This window comes from Planomonospora antibiotica (genome assembly GCF_014647955.1).
Classification (GTDB): domain Bacteria; phylum Actinomycetota; class Actinomycetes; order Streptosporangiales; family Streptosporangiaceae; genus Planomonospora; species Planomonospora parontospora.
The window spans coordinates 101,358-117,230 of record NZ_BMQE01000023.1 but is presented as its reverse complement, the minus strand read 5'-3'; the positions used below and the strand labels follow the sequence as shown (position 1 = coordinate 117,230).

Below are 15,873 nucleotides of genomic sequence, written 5' to 3'. Positions count from 1 at the left end.
CGATCCGCGGGAAGCTGCCGCTGAACGTCCGCGAGTGGACGTGCGACTGCGGCACCGTGCACGACCGCGATGTGAACGCGGCACGCAACATCCTGGCCGCCGGGCTGGCGGCGTCTGCCTGTGGAGACGGTATGAGACCTCAACGGGAGTCCTCCCGGACGGGGCGGTCGTCGGTGAAGCAGGAACCCCAGCGGGCGACCGCTGGAATCCCCCGCCTTTAGGTGGGGGAGGAAGTCAAATGGCGTGTCCCTCCTCAAGGCGTCGGCTCGCGCGGACATGGGCGCGGGCCCGCCGGGTTGCCGTCCAGTATGTAGCCTCCGGCAGGAGTTTGCTTGGTGAATGCGTGCAATTTCGGACTAAATGCCATTTCAGTTACATGTGGTACGAAGGTGGCTGTCAAGTAACGCCCTTGATCATGATCGTGATTCAAAGGTGGAAATATGAAAAGAAGCGGTCACCGTGCACGTATCCGGTAGTTCGGCGATTTCTCTCCGCATGACCTCCGGGTCGACGTGCCAGGCGCTCGGGCCCATGCCCACCACGGCCTCGACGTCGGCGTGCCGCAGCCGCACGGAGAACTCGTGGACGCTCCGGCCGGTCGCGGCGAACCGGTCGCCGAGGCTCTCGGCCGTCCGGCGCTCCTTCGACTCGTCCACCGAGAGCAGGCCCAGCCGCTCCACCAGCGGCTCCAGGTGCCGGGCGGTGGGGGTCACGACGACGAGCACGCCGCCGGGGCGCAGGATCCGCGCGAACTCCGCGCCGTTGCGCGGCGCGAAGACGTTGAGGAGCACGTCCACCGCGCCGCTCGCGACCGGCAGCGGCCGCCACACGTCGGCCACCACCGCGCCCAGCCTGGGATGGGCCCGCGCGGCCCGCCGGACGGCGTGCTTGGAGACGTCCAGCGCGATCCCGGCGGCGCCGGGCAGCCGGTCCAGCACCCGGGCCAGGTAGTAACCCGTCCCCGCCCCCGCGTCCGCGACCACCGGCCTCGTCGCCGGCACCGCGTCCGTGCCGGTGGTCTCTTCCACCGGCGCCGCGCGCGTGTCCGCTGCGCCTGCGGCCTCCGGCCCTGTGCCGGCCGCCGCCGTCATCACCGCCGTACGGCAGGCGTCCGCGACCGCTTCGGCGAGCGGGGCGAAGTGCCCCGCCCCGAGGAAGGCGTCCCTGGCCGCGACCATGGCCGGGCTGTCGGCCGTCCCGGGGACCTGTGAGCCGGTCAGCAGGCTGACGTATCCCTGCCGGGCGACGTCGAACGCGTGCCCGGCCGGGCAGCGCAGCGTCCGCTCCCCGAGGGCCATCCGGTCCCCGCAGACCGGGCAGGCGAGGAATTCGACGATGTCGTCCAGCATCCCTCCATCATCCCGCTCCCGGGCGGTGTCCCCGGCCTCTCCGTCCGGGGGTGGTCCCGCGGTGGCTTGCCCGCCCCGTTTCCGCCGGAGAGACCGGACTGTCATCCCGTGCCCCTAGCATGGCCCGCCGTACCAATGAATCGATCTTGTCTCGTGCCGGAAGGCGCGGAGACGGAAGACTCGCGAAAAGGAGCCGTCGTGTCCGGAGGCCCTTCGGCCGTCCCCGTCAGCAGGGCGGCGTGGTTCCAGTGGGCCGCCGCCTTCGCTTTCGCGGCGGCGCCGACCGCCTACTGGATGTTCCTCGGCCCCGACTCCTACAGCTACGGCTACGTCGTCTACGGCGACCCGGCCAGATGCGTGGGCAACGCGTTCATGGACGACCACGGCCACGGGATCCTCCAGGTCTTCTACGAGGTGCCCTTCTTCGAGTTCGGTGGCTCTCCGCTCATGGCGGGGGCCCTCGCGGCGTGGCTGGCCGGGAACCGGCAGGGCCTGACGGGGATCGGCCGGGTCGCCGCCCGCGCCGCCGCCGCCGTGATCGGGTCGGTCCTCCTCCTCCCTCTCCTGCCGGTCGCGGTGGACGCCGCGCTGGACTCCAACTGCCTGGACATGTGGGGCGGCCCTCTCATCGTCTCCACCAGCCTCGTGCAGGGTCTGACCGCCCTCGTCTCCCTGGTGCTCATGCTGCGCGCCGCACGGCCGCCGCACGCCCGCCGCTCCGGCGCGGTCCGGGCCGCGCTGGCGCTGCTCGTGCTCCTCCCGGCGTGCTTCCTGCCCGTCTCGGACGGCACGCCCGGCCGGATCTCCGGGGGCGAGGTCTGCGGTGAACCCGGCCGGGAGGAGGAACTGCGCGGCGAGGCGCGGTTCCTGTGCGCGGCACGCGGCGGCGAGTGGGATCAGGGCGGGATCGCCGACTTCGACGGCATGCCGGACGAGCAGGTGCTCCGCTACGGCCGTCACCTGTGCGCCGAGGTGACGCGGGCCGGCGGGTACGCGTACGAGCCCGCGGCGTACGAGGCGGTGGGCCTTTCGTACAGCGTTCCCCTGGCCGATGCGCTGGAGGCGATCTGCCCGAAGGTGGCCGAGGCGCGCGGGGCGAGGGACGAGCAGACCCGCCTGGCCGAGGAGCGGGAGCGGGAGGAACTGGAGCGCAGGTGCGCGGCGTATCCTCCGCACCGTCCCCGGATCCGGCCGGTACGGCGGGCGTCGGGCGCCGTCCACACCGACTACAACGCCCTCGTCGCCCTTGAGGACGAGGAGTTCGAGATGATCGAGGCCAGCCCGCTCTGGGTGAAGGGGCTGGTCGGGGCCGAGCCCGGGATCCTGCAGATCACGGTCGCCGAGGAGTTCTCGACAGTGTGCGTCACGGCCGAGGTGTACGACCGCAGGCCCCCGTTGGAGCGGCGCGGCTGGGACATGGTGAAGGAGATCCCCTACCGGAGCGTCCGGGGGCGGCTGACGTTCGTCGACTTCTACGGAGGCAGGCGGCTCGTCAACCTCACCGCGGCGGGAAAGGGCGACTACCGGGTCCGCGTCCACGTGCGCGGCAGCGGGCAGGCCGCGGCGGGCTGGGGCGGGGAGGCGGTCGAGCGGTTCCTCGTCATGGTCTATCCGGTCGATAAGTGACAAGTGGTGTGCAAGAGGGTTTCAAGCGGCGACCGGTACACATGTGACCCATGAGGAAGAGAACTGTCATCGGTGCCGGTCTGCTCGCGCTCGTGCTCGCGGGAGGGGCGGCCGGGACGGCGAACGCCGCCGCGGCCCCCGTCCACCACTGGGGTCCCGTGCAGTCCAAGGCCGGTCACGGCGGGTACGCCAAGGCCGACGTCTGGCTGAGCGACTTCGACTCCGAGCGGTTCGTGGTCTCCGGCACCCTCTACGACCGCGACCGGCAGAGCGGCCACTGCGCCTACGTCCGCGCCCGGTTCCACTACGTCAGCGGCGGCACCGGCTGGTCGCAGGTCCGCTACACCTGCTCCGCGAAGGGCGCGGCCTTCAAGCTGTCGTCGGACGGCGAGGTCGACCGGGTGGACGTGCGGGTCTGCCTGGTCAGCTACAGGACCAACGCGATCTTCAGGTGCCACACCGACGCGATCAAGGCCTCGACCGTCGCCGGCTGGCCGCAGTAGACGGGCGCTGTTCGTGACCCCGGGCTGTCGCACAGGGGTGACCTGGAGTCGCACGGGCAGACCGACATCTACGGGATGGTCCGTCTCTATTCCGGCGGCGACCTTCTGGCCCCTGTCGGGTGGGCGAACCGGTACGTCCATGACAGCCCCGCTCTCGCCCTCGGTGCCGCGCCGTACGTGTTGCTCGGCTTCGGGGCGTGCCTGCTCACAGCCCGGTCGGGCAGGCCGAGGGCGGGCCGGACGGTCGCCGGGCTCCTGGCCGCCGCCCTGGCCCTGGTGTACGCCCTGCGTCCCCTGTTCTTCCTGGCGTACGCCGCCACAGGGCACACGGAGCCCTGGGGGCCGCTGTGGTCGCTCTCCTCCTCGATCGGCGGAGACCTGCATCAGCTCGCTGCGGCCATCCTGATGATGTCCGCGCTCCGCTCCGGACGGCGGGCCGTACGGCGGCGCGGCCGGAGCCCGCGGACGGACGGACTGACCGTGCCGATCGCGAATGCCGCGGCGGCCCGCACATCCTCCAGCCGTCCGTACGGCCTGCGGGCGGTGGTGGGAGACGCGGTGGCGAAGCGGGGCGTTGGTGCGATAAAAGGGGCGGATCGTTCGCACGCGGCCTGGCCGGCGGTGCGTCACACCCGCTGCCCACGGTGACATCGGCAGCCCGTTCCTGGAAAGGAGACCGGATGCCGCACCAGCCCATGACCGTCGCGGGCGTCGAGGTGTTCCCGCTGTGCGACGCCGTCGGCCCGATGGGGGAGACGATCCGGCGGCCGCTGCCGGAGATGTTCCCGGGCGGCTGCCACCACGACGGGGAGTGGATCCTGCACTTCCACTGCTACCTGTTGCGCGACGCGGCGGGCCGTACCGTCCTGGTGGACACCGGGATCGGGCCGCAGGACGGGCCGGCGGCGAGCTGGGCGCCGGTCCCGGGGGCGCTGGCGGCCGAGCTCGCCCGGGTGGGGACCACGCCGGAGGAGGTGGACACCGTGGTCATCACGCACCTGCACAGCGACCACGTCGGCGGGGCGGTGGCGGACGGCGCGCCGGTCTTCCCGAACGCCGGGTACGTGCTCCAGCGCGCCGAGATCGCCGCGGCCTCCGAGGCGGTCCTCGACCACGTCGTCCGGCCGCTGGGCGACCGGGTCCGGGTGGTCGACGGGGACGCGGACCTGTCCTCCGGCGTCCGGGTGCTCCACGCGCCGGGCCACACCCCCGGTCACCAGATCGTCCGGGTGGGGGACCTGGTCCTCACGGGCGACCTGGTGCTGCATCCCGTCCAGCTCGCCGATCCGGGGGTGCCCTACCTCTACGACGACGATCCGGAGCTCGCCGCGCGGACCCGCGCCGAGGTGCTGGACCGGGTCAGGGCGGAGGGCGGGCTCATCTCCACCGCCCACTTCGCGGAGCCCTTCACGAGGTTGCCCTGAAGGGCGGGGCGTCCTGAAGGCGCGGGGACGTCGGGCGGTCCGGGCCGTACGGATCCGCCCCGGCAGGCGGAAGCCGTCCTCGCGGACCGGGGCCGGTTAGGAGGACTGCGCGGCGAGCAGGCGACGGGTGATCGTCCGGTAGCGCAGCACCTGCACCGCGCCGAGCAGCCAGAACGGATACTGCACGGCGAACGCCCAGCGGAAGGCGTCGAGCCCGGTCCCGCCGTGCAGGTCGAGGGCGACGCCGACGAGGGCGATCACCGACATGGAGGCGACGAAGCCGCCGCCGTTCACGATGCCGCTCGCCGCGCCGATCCGGTCGGCCGGGTTGAAGGTCCTGGCGTAGTCGAAGCCGATCATCGAGCCGGGGCCGTTGGCGGAGAGCGCCACCACGAGTACGGCGAGCAGCCAGAGCGGGGCCCGTCCCGGCCAGGCCAGCACCGCGGTCCACGCCCCGGCGGTGGTGCCGATCACGGTGAGGACCAGCCAGGAGCGGTGGAAGGGGAACCGCCCGGCGAGATAGCCGAGCACCGGTCCGCAGGCCATGCCGCACAGGGTCAGCGCGGACAGCAGCACGCCCGCCGTGGACGGGTCCAGTCCCTGTGCCTGGACCAGGAACGGATATCCCCACAGCAGCAGGAACGCGGCGGCCGAGCACTGGGTGGCCGCGTGCGTCCACATGCCCAGGCGGGTGCCGGGTTCGGCCCAGGCGGCCTTCAGCCCCGGTGCCTGCCCGGCCGCTCCGGCGGGGCGGGAGTCGCGCAGGACCGCCAGGAGCAGGACCACGGCCGCCACGCCGAGCCCGGCCGCGCCCAGGAAGGTGGGCGTCCAGCCGTACGCGTTCAGGGAGTGGATCAGCGGGACCGCGGAGGCGAGTGCGCCGAGCTGCCCGATGATGCCGGTGAGCTGGACCATCACCGGGTTGCGGCGGGCCGGGAAGTGGAGGCCGACCAGGCGGATCACGCTGATGAACGTCATCGCGTCGCCGCAGCCGATCAGCGCCCGCCCGGCGGCGCCCGGGAGCAGGCCGGACGAGAAGGCGAAGACGAGCTCGCCGCAGGTCATCACCGCGGCCCCGATGACCAGCATGCGCTTGGACCCGAGGCGGTCCACCAGGACGCCGACGGGCACCTGCATCCCCGCGTAGAACAGGAGCTGCAGCATGGCGAGCAGGGAGAGCCCGGACGCGCCGACCCCCAGCCGGGCGGCGGCCTCCAGGCTCGCGACGCCGAGGGACTGGCGGTGGAAGACGGCGATGACGTAGGCGATGACGCCGGTGACCCAGAAGAGCATCGCTTTGGACCGTGGCGTCATGACCTGAATATTACTTTTGCGAACTTTATGGTGTAGCCGGGGGGGTCGCCGCGATGAAGACCTTCTGGCGCGAGCGCGTGGCCGTGCTGAAGCAGGTCCTCGAAGGCTGAGGACGGGCGGCTGAAGCAGGTCCTCGGAGGCCGGGGTCAGGGCCGCCGGGGGTAGCGGATCAGGAGGCCGGCGTGGACGTCCTGGTCCCCGGCGGCGTAGGTGTGCGGGACGTCGGAGCGCCAGGAGACGTGCTCGCCGGGCCCGGCGAGCAGGGGCGCGTCGGCCGGTCCGGCGCGCAGCGTCCCGGTGAAGACGGTGAGGTGCTCGGTGACGCCCTCCGGGTGGGCGGGCGAGGTCTGCGACGAGCCCGCCGGCACGACGAGCCGGTAGAGCTCGTAGGTGGCGCCCTCCTCCTCGAAGACCTCCAGCAGCACGCCCTGCACGGCCGCGCCGCGGGCGACGGGACCGGTGCCGACGGCGGCGGCCAGGGGGACGCCCAGTTGGGCGGTGACCGCCCACAGGGTCTCCAGGGTCGGGTTGCGGGTGCCGTTCTCCAGGCCGGAGAGCGTCGCTTTGCCGATCCCGGCGCGCCGGGCGAGCTCCGAGAGGGACAGGCCGCGCTCCTCCCGCAGCCCGCGGATCCGCCGTCCGACGTCTGACATGTCGGTCGCGGGGGTGTCCGTCCTGGGCTGGGGGTTTGGTGCGTCTGGCCTCATGGGGCTATCGTGCAGCATGACCGCCGTTCCGTTTACGGAACACCCTGGAGGCGGCGACGCGACGGAAAACGCCGGAGGCGCCGTGGGGACACCGCGGGGACGTGAGGGGACGACGATGAACCGTCTGCTGCAGCCCGTGCTGGCCGGGATGGTGACCGCCCTGGTCGGCTTCGCCAGTTCCTTCGCCGTCGTCCTGGCCGGGCTCCGGGCGGTGGGCGCCGACCGGGCTCAGGCGGCCTCCGGCCTGCTCGCGCTCTGCGTCGCCGCCGGCGCCACCGCGATCTGGTTCGGCCTGCGGCTGCGCATCCCGGTCAGCGTCGCCTGGTCCACGCCGGGCGCGGCGCTGCTGGTCTCCACCGGCGCGGTCGAGGGCGGTTTCCCGGCGGCGGTCGGCGCGTTCGCCGTCTGCGGGATGCTCCTCACCGTCGCCGGGCTCTTCCCTCCCCTCGGCCGCTGGATCGCGTCCATCCCCGCCCCGATCGCCGGTGCGATGCTGGCCGGCGTCCTGCTGAACCTGTGCGTCGCGCCGGTCCGGGCGCTCGTCGAGGTGCCCGCGGTGGCCGGTCCCGTGGTCCTGGTCTGGGCACTGCTCAGCCGGTTCGCGCGGATCTGGGCGGTGCCGGGGGCCCTGCTGGCCGCCGTCGCGGCCATCGTGCTGACCGGTCCGGGCCTGGGCGCGGTGGTCGCGCGCCCGGTGGTCGAGCTGACCGCGCCGTCCTGGAGCGCCTCGGCGATGGTCGGCATCGCGCTCCCGCTCTTCCTGGTCACCATGGCCGCGCAGAACGTACCGGGCATGGCGGTCCTCGCCGGGTACGGCTACCGCCCGCCGCTGCGCACCCTCCTGGCCGGCACCGGTGCGGCGAGCGCCCTGGCCGCCCCCTTCGGCGGTCACGCGGTGAACCTGGCCGCGATCACCGCGGCCCTGGCCGCCGGACCCGACGCGGGCCCCGACCCCGGCCGCCGGTGGATCGCCTCCGTCACGGCCGGGATCTCGATGGTCGTCCTGGGCGTCGGAGCAGGCCTGGCGACCGCCCTCGTCCTGCTCTCCCCGCCGGTGCTCGTCGAGGCCGTCGCCGGGCTCGCCCTGCTCGGGGCCCTCGCCTCCGCGGTCACCGCGGCCGTCGCCGACCCCGATCGCGTCCAGGCGGCGGTGGTCACCTTCGTGGTCACCGCGTCGGGCATGACGCTGCTCGGGGTGGGCGCGGCCTTCTGGGGCCTGGTCGCGGGCGGGCTGACGACCCTGCTGCACCACCGCCGGGCGGCTCCCCGGACCGTGCCGGAGGAGCCGGCCGGGGAGCCGTCCGAAGAACCGGCCGAAGAGATCAGCCGACGGTGACCGGCCGGTGCCGGCCGGGGCGGGGGTCGGGCTCGTCCGGACCGCCGCCCCAGTCGCCGTCCGAACCGCCGTCCGAACCGCCGTCCTGACCGGGCCCGCCGGGCCCGCCGGGCCCGCCGGGCCCGCCGGTGTCGCCGGTTCCGCCGGTGGTTCCGCCGCTCTCCGGCTCGGGCTCGTGCTCCAGCACGGGCAGCCAGTTCAGCCAGCGCGGCAGGTACCAGTTCGCGTCGCCGAGCAGTTTCATCGTCGCGGGCAGCAGCACCGCCCGGACGATCGTGGCGTCGATCAGGATGGCCGCGGCCAGGCCGATGCCCATCTCCTTGAAGCTCAGCATCGACATCGTGCCGAAGATGGCGAACACGCCGACCATGATGAACGCCGCGCTGCTCACCACCCCGGCGGTCGTCCTGATCCCGTGGGTCACCGCCTGCTCGGTGGGCATGCCCCGGTCGAACGCCTCGCGGATCCGGCTCAGGATGAACACGTGGTAGTCCATCGAGAGCCCGAAGAGGATCACGAACAGGAACAGCGGCAGCCAGCTCACGATCGAACCGGTGGACTCGAAGTTCAGCAGGTCCTCGCCCCAGCCGTACTGGAAGACGACGACCAGCACGCCGTAGGCCGCGGCCACCGAGAGCAGGTTCAGCACGATGGCCGTCACCGCCGCGACCAGTGACCGGAAGGACGCCAGCAGCAGCAGGAACGCCAGCAGCAGGACGAAGGTGAAGACCAGCGGCACGGTACGGCCGAGCTGGGCGTTGAAGTCCATCACCGAGGCCACGCCGCCGTGGACGTACGCCTCGGCGACCAGCCCGACGGTCTCGGGCACGACCTTCTCCCGGAGCGTGCGCACCGCGTGCTCGGAGACCGCGTCGGACGCGCCGGAGCCCACCAGGCCGACGGAGACCGTGGCCACCGTCCTGTCCGGGTTGACGTTGACGCCGAAGGGCTCGACGGCCTCACCGGTGGCGAAGGCGCGCTCCTTGAAGCGCTGGATCTCCCGCTGCACCGCGGGCGCGGTCACGTCGCCGGCCTTGAGCACGACGACGGCGGGCGCCTTGCCGCTGGGGAAGGCGGTGCCGATGCGGCGCAGCGTGTCGACGACCGGGTAGTCGCCCTGCAGGTCCGCCAGGCCCGCCTCGCCGGTGCGCAGGTCGAACGCCGGGACGGAGAGCCCGACCAGGACGGTCCCGGCCAGCAGCACCGAGACGACCGGGCGGCGCAGCACCCCGGTGAGGATCGCGTTCCAGACGCGTCCGCCCCCCTCGCGCCCGCCGAGCCTGCGCCGCCAGGTGCGGCCGGTGGCCTTGCGGACCGCGCCGTGCACGACCCGGGCCTCGATCCTGTCCCCGATCAGGGAGAGGATCGCGGGGAGCACGGTGACCGAGCCGATCATCGCGGTCAGGACCACCAGGATCGTGCCCTGGGCGAAGCCCATGAAGACGCCGTTGCCGGTCAGGAACATGCCCGCCATGGCGACGATCACGGTGACGCCGGAGATGAGCACCGCGCGCCCCGAGGTCGCCGCGGCGATCTCCAGCGCCCGCTCCCGGCCCCGGCCCCTGGCCCGCTCCTCGCGCTCCCGGCGGATGTAGAACAGCGAGTAGTCCACGCCGACGGCCAGGCCGATCAGCAGCATGAGGTTGGTGGTGGCCGAGTCGACGTGCAGGAGCTGGCTGGTCAGCGCGAGCAGGCCGACCGAGCCGAGATAGGCGGTGAACGCCACGACCAGCGGGACCACGGCGGCCAGCAGCGCGCCGAAGGCGGCGAGCAGGATGCCGAAGGTCAGCGGGACCGACAGCAGTTCCGCGCGGACCAGGTCGCCGGCGAGCGCGTCACCGATCATCAGACCGGAGCTCGCGTCGCCCGCCTGGTCGATCCGCAGGTCCGGGTGGGCCTTCTGGACCTGCGCCACGGCGTCGATCACGGGTTTCACCCGGTCCTTGGCCGTCGCGCGCTCGCCCTTCATGTCGAACGTCACCAGCGCCGAGCGCCCGTCGGCGCTGACCGGCGCGGGTGCCTCGGGGTCGTACGGCGTGCGCACGTTCTCCACCCGGCCGGTGGCGAGCACCGCCTCCCTGACGTCCCCGGCCGCCTGGCGGAAGTCGGCCGGAGCCCCGGAGCCGCGGGCCTGGATCAGCACGCTCTCCCCGGCGGCGTCCGGGAACCCGGCCGCGTCCAGCACCATCGCGGCCTCGCGGGACTCCCCGCTGCCACCCTCCCAGGGTTCCATCTTCTGCGTCCCGACGGCGTTGCCCACCAGGGTCGCCGTCACCACGAACCCCACCCAGACCAACAGCGCGGCCCATCGATGGCGCGCGCTCCATCCGCCTATCGACGCTGCCATGTTCCTACGGCGTGCCATTCCGGCTCCCCTGCTCGTTCTCTTCCGAGATCGAAACTAGGAGCGGGAAGGGGACCGGGCATCGGCCGCACAGACCGTCTCCGGGGTCGTCCTCCGTGGGTAGGAGGGCCGGGCGGGTCCACCCGCAGGGCTAGGGGACAACCCCGGCCCGGGGGGAGGGGAAGATCAGGGTCGGAGGCGCCGGGCCTCAGGGTCGCGCAGACGACTCCGCCGGTACGGGGCGCGGAGCCGTACCGGCGGAGTCGTCTGCGGGCGGACGGGCGGACCCGGCGCGCCCGCGGTGGCGGTGCCGCCGCGGACCGGTGCGTCCGCTGCGGCGGTGCGCCGCCGTGGACCGGCGCGCCCTCGCCTCCGGCGTCTACCGGTGGTGCGAGGTGCGCTGGTGGCGACCGGCGACCAGCTGGTCGTTGGACTGGCCGGACTGGCGGGGGACGTCGACCCTCGGGTGGGGGGCCGTGGGCTCGTCCCGGTCGTCCACGCCGTCACGGTCACGGTCGCGGTCCCGGCTCACGGGCGCGGCGGCCGGGGCGGTGGCCGGGGTGGTGGCGGTGGGGTCGGGGCTCTCCTGGAGCTTGCGCTCCAGTTCGCGCTTCTCCTCCTCCAGGCGGGCGACGCGGTCACGCGCCTCGAGCCGGGAGTCGCGCAGCCGGCGGCGGCGCGCGGCGGCGTGGCGCATGCCGGCGAGCATCAGCGCGATGCCGAGCAGCAGGACGGCGCCGGTGACGACCCCGGCGAAGAAGAACTCCAGCTGCGAGAGCTGGAACGTGCGGTCGAAGACCGTGAACGACGCGGTGGCGGTGGATGTGGCGGCCTCGTCCCAGGAGACCGCGATCACGGCCGCACCCGCGAGCACGATCAGGAGAAGTCCCAGCACTATCATCGTGACCTCATCTCGGCTGCGGATGTTGCGAGACTTCTGCTGCCCGGGGGGTGCCGGATTATTCGCCTGCCCCTCTGTGTTTTACCGGGACATGGTGGACATCGACGTCGTCGTGGTGGGAGCCGGTCAGGCCGGCCTGTCGAGTTCCTACTTCCTGACCAGGGCCGGGATCGACCACGTGGTGCTCGACCGCTCCCCGCGGCCCGGCGGCGCCTGGCAGTTCCGCTGGCCGTCGCTGACCCTGGGCGCCGCGCACCGCGTGCACGACCTGCCCGGTCTGCCGCTGGGCGTCGCCGACACGGCCCGGCCGTCGTCGGAGGTCGTCTCCGAGTACTTCGCCGCCTACGAGCGGACCTTCGGCCTGCCGGTGCGGCGGCCGGTGGAGGTGCGTGCGGTCCGCGAGGGCGCGGGCGGGCGGCTGGCGGTGGAGACGACCGCGGGCGACTGGTCCGCACGGGCCCTGGTCAACGCCACCGGCACCTGGGACCGGCCCTTCTGGCCCCGCTACCCCGGGCAGGAGACGTTCCGCGGACGGCAGCTGCACACCGCCGGCTACACCCGCGCGGAGGAGTTCGCGGGAGAGCGGGTCGTCGTGGTCGGGGCGGGGGCCTCGGCGGTCCAGTTGCTGATGGAGATCGCGGAGGTGGCGGCGGGGACCACCTGGGTCAGCCGCCGTCCCCCGGTCTTCCGCGAAGGGCCGTTCGACGAGGAGGCGGGCCGTACGGCCGTCGCCCGGGTGGACGCCCGCGTGCGGGCCGGGCTCCCGCCGGGGAGCGTGGTGGGGGCGACCGGTTATCCGGTGACCCCGCGGGTGAGGGCGGCCATGGCGGCCGGGGTCCTGGACCGGCTCCCGATGTTCGACCGGATCGTGCCCGAGGGCGTCGTCTGGGACGACGGCCGGTCCGCCGGGGCCGACGTGATCCTCTGGGCCACGGGCTTCCGGCCGGCCATCGGTCATCTGGCTCCGCTGGGGCTGCGCGAGCCGGGCGGCGGCATCAGGGTCGAGGACGCCGTGGCGGTCCGCGACCCCCGCGTCCTGCTCGCCGGCTACGGCCCGTCCGCCAGCACCATCGGGGCCAACCGTGCCGGCCGTACCGTCGCCCGGCACGTCCGCCGGCTCCTCGCCGGACCGCTGGCCGCCTGATCCGGCCGGGCCTTGATCCGATCCGGCCGGGCCTTGATCCGATCGGGCCGCCTGATCCGGCTGGGCCGACCGGGCATCCGGGACTTTCCGGCTGGCTAGGCTGGCGTGATGGATCGCACCCGCCTGTACCGCGACGGCGCCCTGGTGCGGGAGAACTTCCCGATCGACGACGTGTCGGAGTGCGTCGCCGAGCCCGGCGCCGTCGTGTGGTTCGACCTCTGCGCGCCCACGGCCGCGGACCTGGCGAAGATCAGCGAGGAGCTCGGCCTGCACGAGCTGGCCGTCGAGGACGCGCTCCACGACCGCCAACGCCCGAAGCTCGACACCTACGACAGCCACCTGTTCATCACCGTCTACGCGGCGCGGCTGGTGGAGGGGCGGATCGAGCTCACCGAGCTGTCGGTCTTCGTGACGGAGAACGCCCTGGTCACGGTGCGGGACGGGGCCGGCTTCGACATCGAGGGCGTGCTCCGGCGCTGGGACGCCAACGCCGCGATGGCCCGGTACGGCGTGGCCTACCTGCTGCACGGTCTGCTCGACCACATCGTGGACGGCTACTTCGAGGTGCTGCAGCCGCTGGACGACCGGATCGAGGAGCTGGAGGACGAGCTCTTCGACGGGGTGGACGGCGACCTGCGCGCCCGCCATCGCCAGACGTTCGAGCTCCGCAAGACCCTGGTGCAGTTCCGGCGGCTGGCGCTGCCGATGCGGGAGGTCGTCGGCACTCTGCTCCGCCGGGGCCCGGAGACGGTGGACCCGGTGCTGATCCCGTACTACCAGGACGTCTACGACCACATCCTGCGCGCCGCCGAGTGGACCGACTCCCTGCGGGAGCTGGTGGGCAACGTCCGCGAGGCCCACCAGAACCAGCAGGGCTTCAAGCTGAACGAGATCATGAAGAAGGTCACCAGCTGGGCCGCCATCATCGCGGTGCCCACCCTGATCACCGGCTTCTACGGGCAGAACGTGCCCTACCCCGGCTCGGGCGAACCGGTGGGCTTCTGGGTCTCGACGGCCCTGATCGTCACGGGTACGGCCCTGCTCTACCGGGCGTTCAGAAGGCGCGACTGGCTCTGACGGCCGCCGGGCGCTCCGGGAACGCGGGCGGCTCCGGTGATCCGCCGGACGTTCCGGGGAGCGCGGCGGCCCCGATGATCCGCCGGGCGCGCCGGAGGTACGATCCGCGGGACACCCGGAGGCTCCGGCGGGACGCGTGCCGGTGGCCGTTCCCGGCCGCCGCCGTGTCGGCGGAGCCGAATCCGGGAATCGGTGAAGTGCCGGTCGGCGTACGGTCTTCGGAGGGCATGGGTGAGCGCGCGGGGAGTGGTCACCGCCTTCCTGGCCGGCGCGGTGATGTTCGCGGTGGTGGCGCGGCAGGACACCGGGGCGGCGACCGCGCCCTCCGGCGGCGCGGTGCGGGCCGCGCCGCTGCAGAACCCCGACGGAGTCAGACCCGGTCTGGCGCCGGTCACCGGCGGCGACAGGGCCAGGGCGGTGCGGTTGATCAAGCGGCTGAGGACCGCGCCGATGGGGTCGAAGGCCGGTTACTCGCGGGCCCGGTTCGGGGAGAACTGGGCCGACACCGCCGCGGGCGTGCCGTACGCGCGCAACGGCTGCCGGACCCGCGACGACCTGCTCGCCCGCGACGGCGAGAACGTGCGCTACCGCAGGGGATCGCGGTGCGAAGTGGTCGAGCTGGACCTGCGCGACCCCTACACCGGCAGAGTCATCCGCTGGAGCAAGCGCCGCGCGGACGAGATCCAGGTCGACCACGTCGTCCCGCTCTCCTACGAGTGGCGGATGGGCGCCTCGCGCTGGTCCAGGGCCAAGCGCGAGCGGATCGCCAACGACCCGCTCAACCTCATGCCCGTGTACGGCGACGCCAACGAGGCCAAGGGCGGGTCCGGCCCGGCCGCCTGGCTCCCGCCCCGGCGGAAGGTCCGCTGCGCCTACGTCGTCCGGTTCGCCCAGGTCGCCCTGAAGTACGGCCTCCCGGTGACGCGGGCCGACAAGGCCGCCATGCTCGCCCAGTGCCGCTGAGCGCGGAGCGGGGGCGCCGCGGACCGGAGCCGCACCCATCGGAGCCGAGGCACGGACCGGGACCGCACCCATCGGAGCCGAGGCACGGACCGGGACCGCACGCATCGGAGCCGCGGACCGGACCGGCGGGTCCGTGGAGGCCCAGGGACCCGGTGGGGTCAGAAGCGTCGCAGGATCGCCTGCTTGGCCTGGGCGAACTCCTCGTCGGTGAGCACGCCGTCCCGGTGCAGACCGCCCAGTTCGCGCAGCCGCCGCAGGAGCGCGTCGTGGTCGTCCGGCCGCTCGCCCTCGCTCCCGGCCTCCCCCGGCGGACCTCCTCCGGCTCCGGCGGGGGCGGTCTGCGCGGTCAGGGCGGCCTGCTCCGCGGCGGGCGGCTCGGCGGGGGCCGACGGGTGCGGCAGCCGGGCGAGCACGGCCGCGACGAGCAGCGCGATCGTCCGGGTCTCCTTGTCCATGCCCCACAGCACCAGGCAGTGCGGGTCGTACTTGGGGGCGAGCCGGTGCACCGAGCCCCGGACGTGGAAGCGGACGTGCCCGTTCTCCAGCCCGGCGGCCGGGATCCACTCCACACTGGTCAGCTCGGACAGGGCGATCCGCTGCGAACCGGCGGACTTCTTGGTGGACTCCACCGCCCAGCTCCACTCCAGGCGGACCGACTCGCCGTCGAACGTCGCGGTCCCGTCCCCCGCCGACGCCGTCAGCGGCACGCTCGGGCCGGGCATCAGGTAGCGGGAGACCGGCCCGTCCGGCACCTGGTCGATGACCAGGGCGTTGCGCACCTCGTCCACGAAGTAGTCGGCGACGCCGCCGCGGTCGGGCTCGACGGCCAGCTGGTAGGGGTCGGCCGAGTCCGGGATGCGGCCGCGCGCGGCCTGGTTGAACGGGTCGGCGCCCTCACGCAGGCGCAGCCGGAGCCGCCCGCCCTTCTTGCCGGGCTCGTGGGAGACGCCGGCCACCGCCTCCAGCGGCACGGTCACCTCACCGAGCAGCTGCCGCAGCTTGTGCACCCCCCGGTCGCGGCCCGGCACGATCCGCAGGATCTCCCCGTCGAACGTCCACGTCCCGTCCCGCCCCATGACCTCCGCCATATGCCCGATCTTATGCAGAAGCGGACTTCTCCGGCCCGGACCGGGCCCGGGGAGGCGATCATCGCCGAACCCGGCACCCCGGCGCGGCGGCGGGTCT

Annotated in this window: 15 protein-coding genes; 9 read left to right on the top strand and 6 right to left on the bottom strand. The window is 73.5% G+C overall.

Features of this window, described 5'->3' with window-relative positions; all coding sequences use genetic code 11:
- Positions 1-221, top strand: a 221-nt coding sequence (locus IEZ06_RS21240; protein ID WP_189238440.1) for a zinc ribbon domain-containing protein, incomplete at its 5' end; no start/stop codon positions are given.
- Between the two features lie 192 nt (positions 222-413).
- Here IEZ06_RS21240 and IEZ06_RS21235 read toward each other — a convergent pair.
- Entirely contained in the window at positions 414-1,349 is a 936-nt protein-coding gene (locus IEZ06_RS21235) for a putative RNA methyltransferase (protein ID WP_189238439.1), read from the bottom strand.
- Between the two features lie 198 nt (positions 1,350-1,547).
- Between IEZ06_RS21235 and IEZ06_RS21230 the strand changes: the two genes are divergently transcribed.
- From IEZ06_RS21230 to IEZ06_RS21215, 4 genes are all read left to right on the top strand, one after another.
- Complete coding sequence (locus IEZ06_RS21230; RefSeq protein ID WP_189238438.1) at positions 1,548-2,975, top strand: hypothetical protein; 1,428 nt, start codon at positions 1,548-1,550, stop codon at positions 2,973-2,975.
- A gap of 50 nt (positions 2,976-3,025) precedes the next feature.
- Positions 3,026-3,478: a hypothetical protein gene (locus tag IEZ06_RS21225; protein ID WP_189238437.1), complete on the top strand. Its 453-nt coding sequence runs from the start codon at positions 3,026-3,028 to the stop codon at positions 3,476-3,478.
- 75 nt (positions 3,479-3,553) lie between these two features.
- The gene (locus IEZ06_RS21220) at positions 3,554-4,126 is read left to right on the top strand and encodes a hypothetical protein (protein WP_189238436.1); all 573 of its coding nucleotides are present in this window, start codon (positions 3,554-3,556) and stop codon (positions 4,124-4,126) included.
- Between the two features lie 32 nt (positions 4,127-4,158).
- Positions 4,159-4,902: an MBL fold metallo-hydrolase gene (locus IEZ06_RS21215; RefSeq protein ID WP_189238435.1), complete on the top strand. Its 744-nt coding sequence runs from the start codon at positions 4,159-4,161 to the stop codon at positions 4,900-4,902.
- Positions 4,903-4,998: 96 nt separating this feature from the next.
- Here the strand turns inward: IEZ06_RS21215 and IEZ06_RS21210 are convergent, their stop codons facing one another.
- Both IEZ06_RS21210 and IEZ06_RS21205 read right to left on the bottom strand, forming a co-directional pair.
- Entirely contained in the window at positions 4,999-6,216 is a 1,218-nt protein-coding gene (locus IEZ06_RS21210; RefSeq protein WP_229798492.1) for an MFS transporter, read from the bottom strand.
- A gap of 146 nt (positions 6,217-6,362) precedes the next feature.
- Positions 6,363-6,869: a helix-turn-helix domain-containing protein gene (locus tag IEZ06_RS21205; RefSeq protein ID WP_229798490.1), complete on the bottom strand. Its 507-nt coding sequence runs from the start codon at positions 6,867-6,869 to the stop codon at positions 6,363-6,365.
- A 169-nt stretch (positions 6,870-7,038) separates the two neighbouring features.
- On the opposite strand from IEZ06_RS21205, the gene IEZ06_RS21200 reads away from it, so the two are divergent.
- On the top strand, positions 7,039-8,259 hold the full coding sequence (locus IEZ06_RS21200) for a benzoate/H(+) symporter BenE family transporter (RefSeq protein ID WP_189238433.1): 1,221 nt from the start codon (positions 7,039-7,041) through the stop codon (positions 8,257-8,259).
- Here the strand turns inward: IEZ06_RS21200 and IEZ06_RS21195 are convergent.
- On the bottom strand, positions 8,246-10,606 hold the full coding sequence (locus IEZ06_RS21195) for an MMPL family transporter (RefSeq protein ID WP_203872036.1): 2,361 nt from the start codon (positions 10,604-10,606) through the stop codon (positions 8,246-8,248). The two genes, IEZ06_RS21200 and IEZ06_RS21195, sit on opposite strands and share 14 nt — an antisense overlap.
- Positions 10,607-10,982: 376 nt before the next feature.
- Positions 10,983-11,504, bottom strand: coding sequence for a hypothetical protein (locus IEZ06_RS21190; RefSeq protein WP_189238431.1), 522 nt, complete (start codon positions 11,502-11,504; stop codon positions 10,983-10,985).
- A gap of 91 nt (positions 11,505-11,595) precedes the next feature.
- Here IEZ06_RS21190 and IEZ06_RS21185 point away from each other — a divergent pair, with 91 nt between their 5' ends.
- The 3 genes from IEZ06_RS21185 to IEZ06_RS21175 all read left to right on the top strand — a co-directional run bounded on the left by IEZ06_RS21185 (position 11,596) and on the right by IEZ06_RS21175 (position 14,688).
- A complete protein-coding gene (locus tag IEZ06_RS21185; RefSeq protein WP_189238430.1) occupies positions 11,596-12,648 on the top strand; it encodes an NAD(P)-binding domain-containing protein in 1,053 nt (350 codons plus the stop codon).
- 108 nt (positions 12,649-12,756) lie between these two features.
- A complete protein-coding gene (locus IEZ06_RS21180) occupies positions 12,757-13,725 on the top strand; it encodes a magnesium transporter CorA family protein (protein ID WP_189238429.1) in 969 nt (322 codons plus the stop codon).
- A gap of 231 nt (positions 13,726-13,956) precedes the next feature.
- A complete protein-coding gene (locus tag IEZ06_RS21175; protein ID WP_203872037.1) occupies positions 13,957-14,688 on the top strand; it encodes an HNH endonuclease family protein in 732 nt (243 codons plus the stop codon).
- A 158-nt stretch (positions 14,689-14,846) separates the two neighbouring features.
- Here the strand turns inward: IEZ06_RS21175 and IEZ06_RS21170 are convergent, their stop codons facing one another.
- Positions 14,847-15,776 (bottom strand): DUF4429 domain-containing protein, encoded by a 930-nt coding sequence (locus IEZ06_RS21170; protein WP_189238428.1) that lies wholly within the window; start codon positions 15,774-15,776, stop codon positions 14,847-14,849.
- Between the last annotated feature and the right edge of the window lie 97 nt (positions 15,777-15,873).

Excerpts from the sequence above, each read along its gene's own strand:
- IEZ06_RS21235 (WP_189238439.1), bottom strand. The coding sequence starts at position 1,349 with ATGCTGGACGACATCGTCGAATTCCTCGCCTGCCCGGTCTGCGGGGAC.
- IEZ06_RS21225 (WP_189238437.1), top strand. The coding sequence starts at position 3,026 with ATGAGGAAGAGAACTGTCATCGGTGCCGGTCTGCTCGCGCTCGTGCTC.
- IEZ06_RS21220 (WP_189238436.1), top strand. The coding sequence starts at position 3,554 with ATGGTCCGTCTCTATTCCGGCGGCGACCTTCTGGCCCCTGTCGGGTGG.
- IEZ06_RS21215 (WP_189238435.1), top strand. The coding sequence starts at position 4,159 with ATGCCGCACCAGCCCATGACCGTCGCGGGCGTCGAGGTGTTCCCGCTG.
- IEZ06_RS21210 (WP_229798492.1), bottom strand. The coding sequence starts at position 6,216 with ATGACGCCACGGTCCAAAGCGATGCTCTTCTGGGTCACCGGCGTCATC.
- IEZ06_RS21205 (WP_229798490.1), bottom strand. The coding sequence starts at position 6,869 with ATGTCAGACGTCGGACGGCGGATCCGCGGGCTGCGGGAGGAGCGCGGC.
- IEZ06_RS21200 (WP_189238433.1), top strand. The coding sequence starts at position 7,039 with ATGAACCGTCTGCTGCAGCCCGTGCTGGCCGGGATGGTGACCGCCCTG.
- IEZ06_RS21195 (WP_203872036.1), bottom strand. The coding sequence starts at position 10,606 with ATGGCAGCGTCGATAGGCGGATGGAGCGCGCGCCATCGATGGGCCGCG.
- IEZ06_RS21190 (WP_189238431.1), bottom strand. The coding sequence starts at position 11,504 with ATGATAGTGCTGGGACTTCTCCTGATCGTGCTCGCGGGTGCGGCCGTG.
- IEZ06_RS21185 (WP_189238430.1), top strand. The coding sequence starts at position 11,596 with ATGGTGGACATCGACGTCGTCGTGGTGGGAGCCGGTCAGGCCGGCCTG.
- IEZ06_RS21180 (WP_189238429.1), top strand. The coding sequence starts at position 12,757 with ATGGATCGCACCCGCCTGTACCGCGACGGCGCCCTGGTGCGGGAGAAC.
- IEZ06_RS21170 (WP_189238428.1), bottom strand. The coding sequence starts at position 15,776 with ATGGCGGAGGTCATGGGGCGGGACGGGACGTGGACGTTCGACGGGGAG.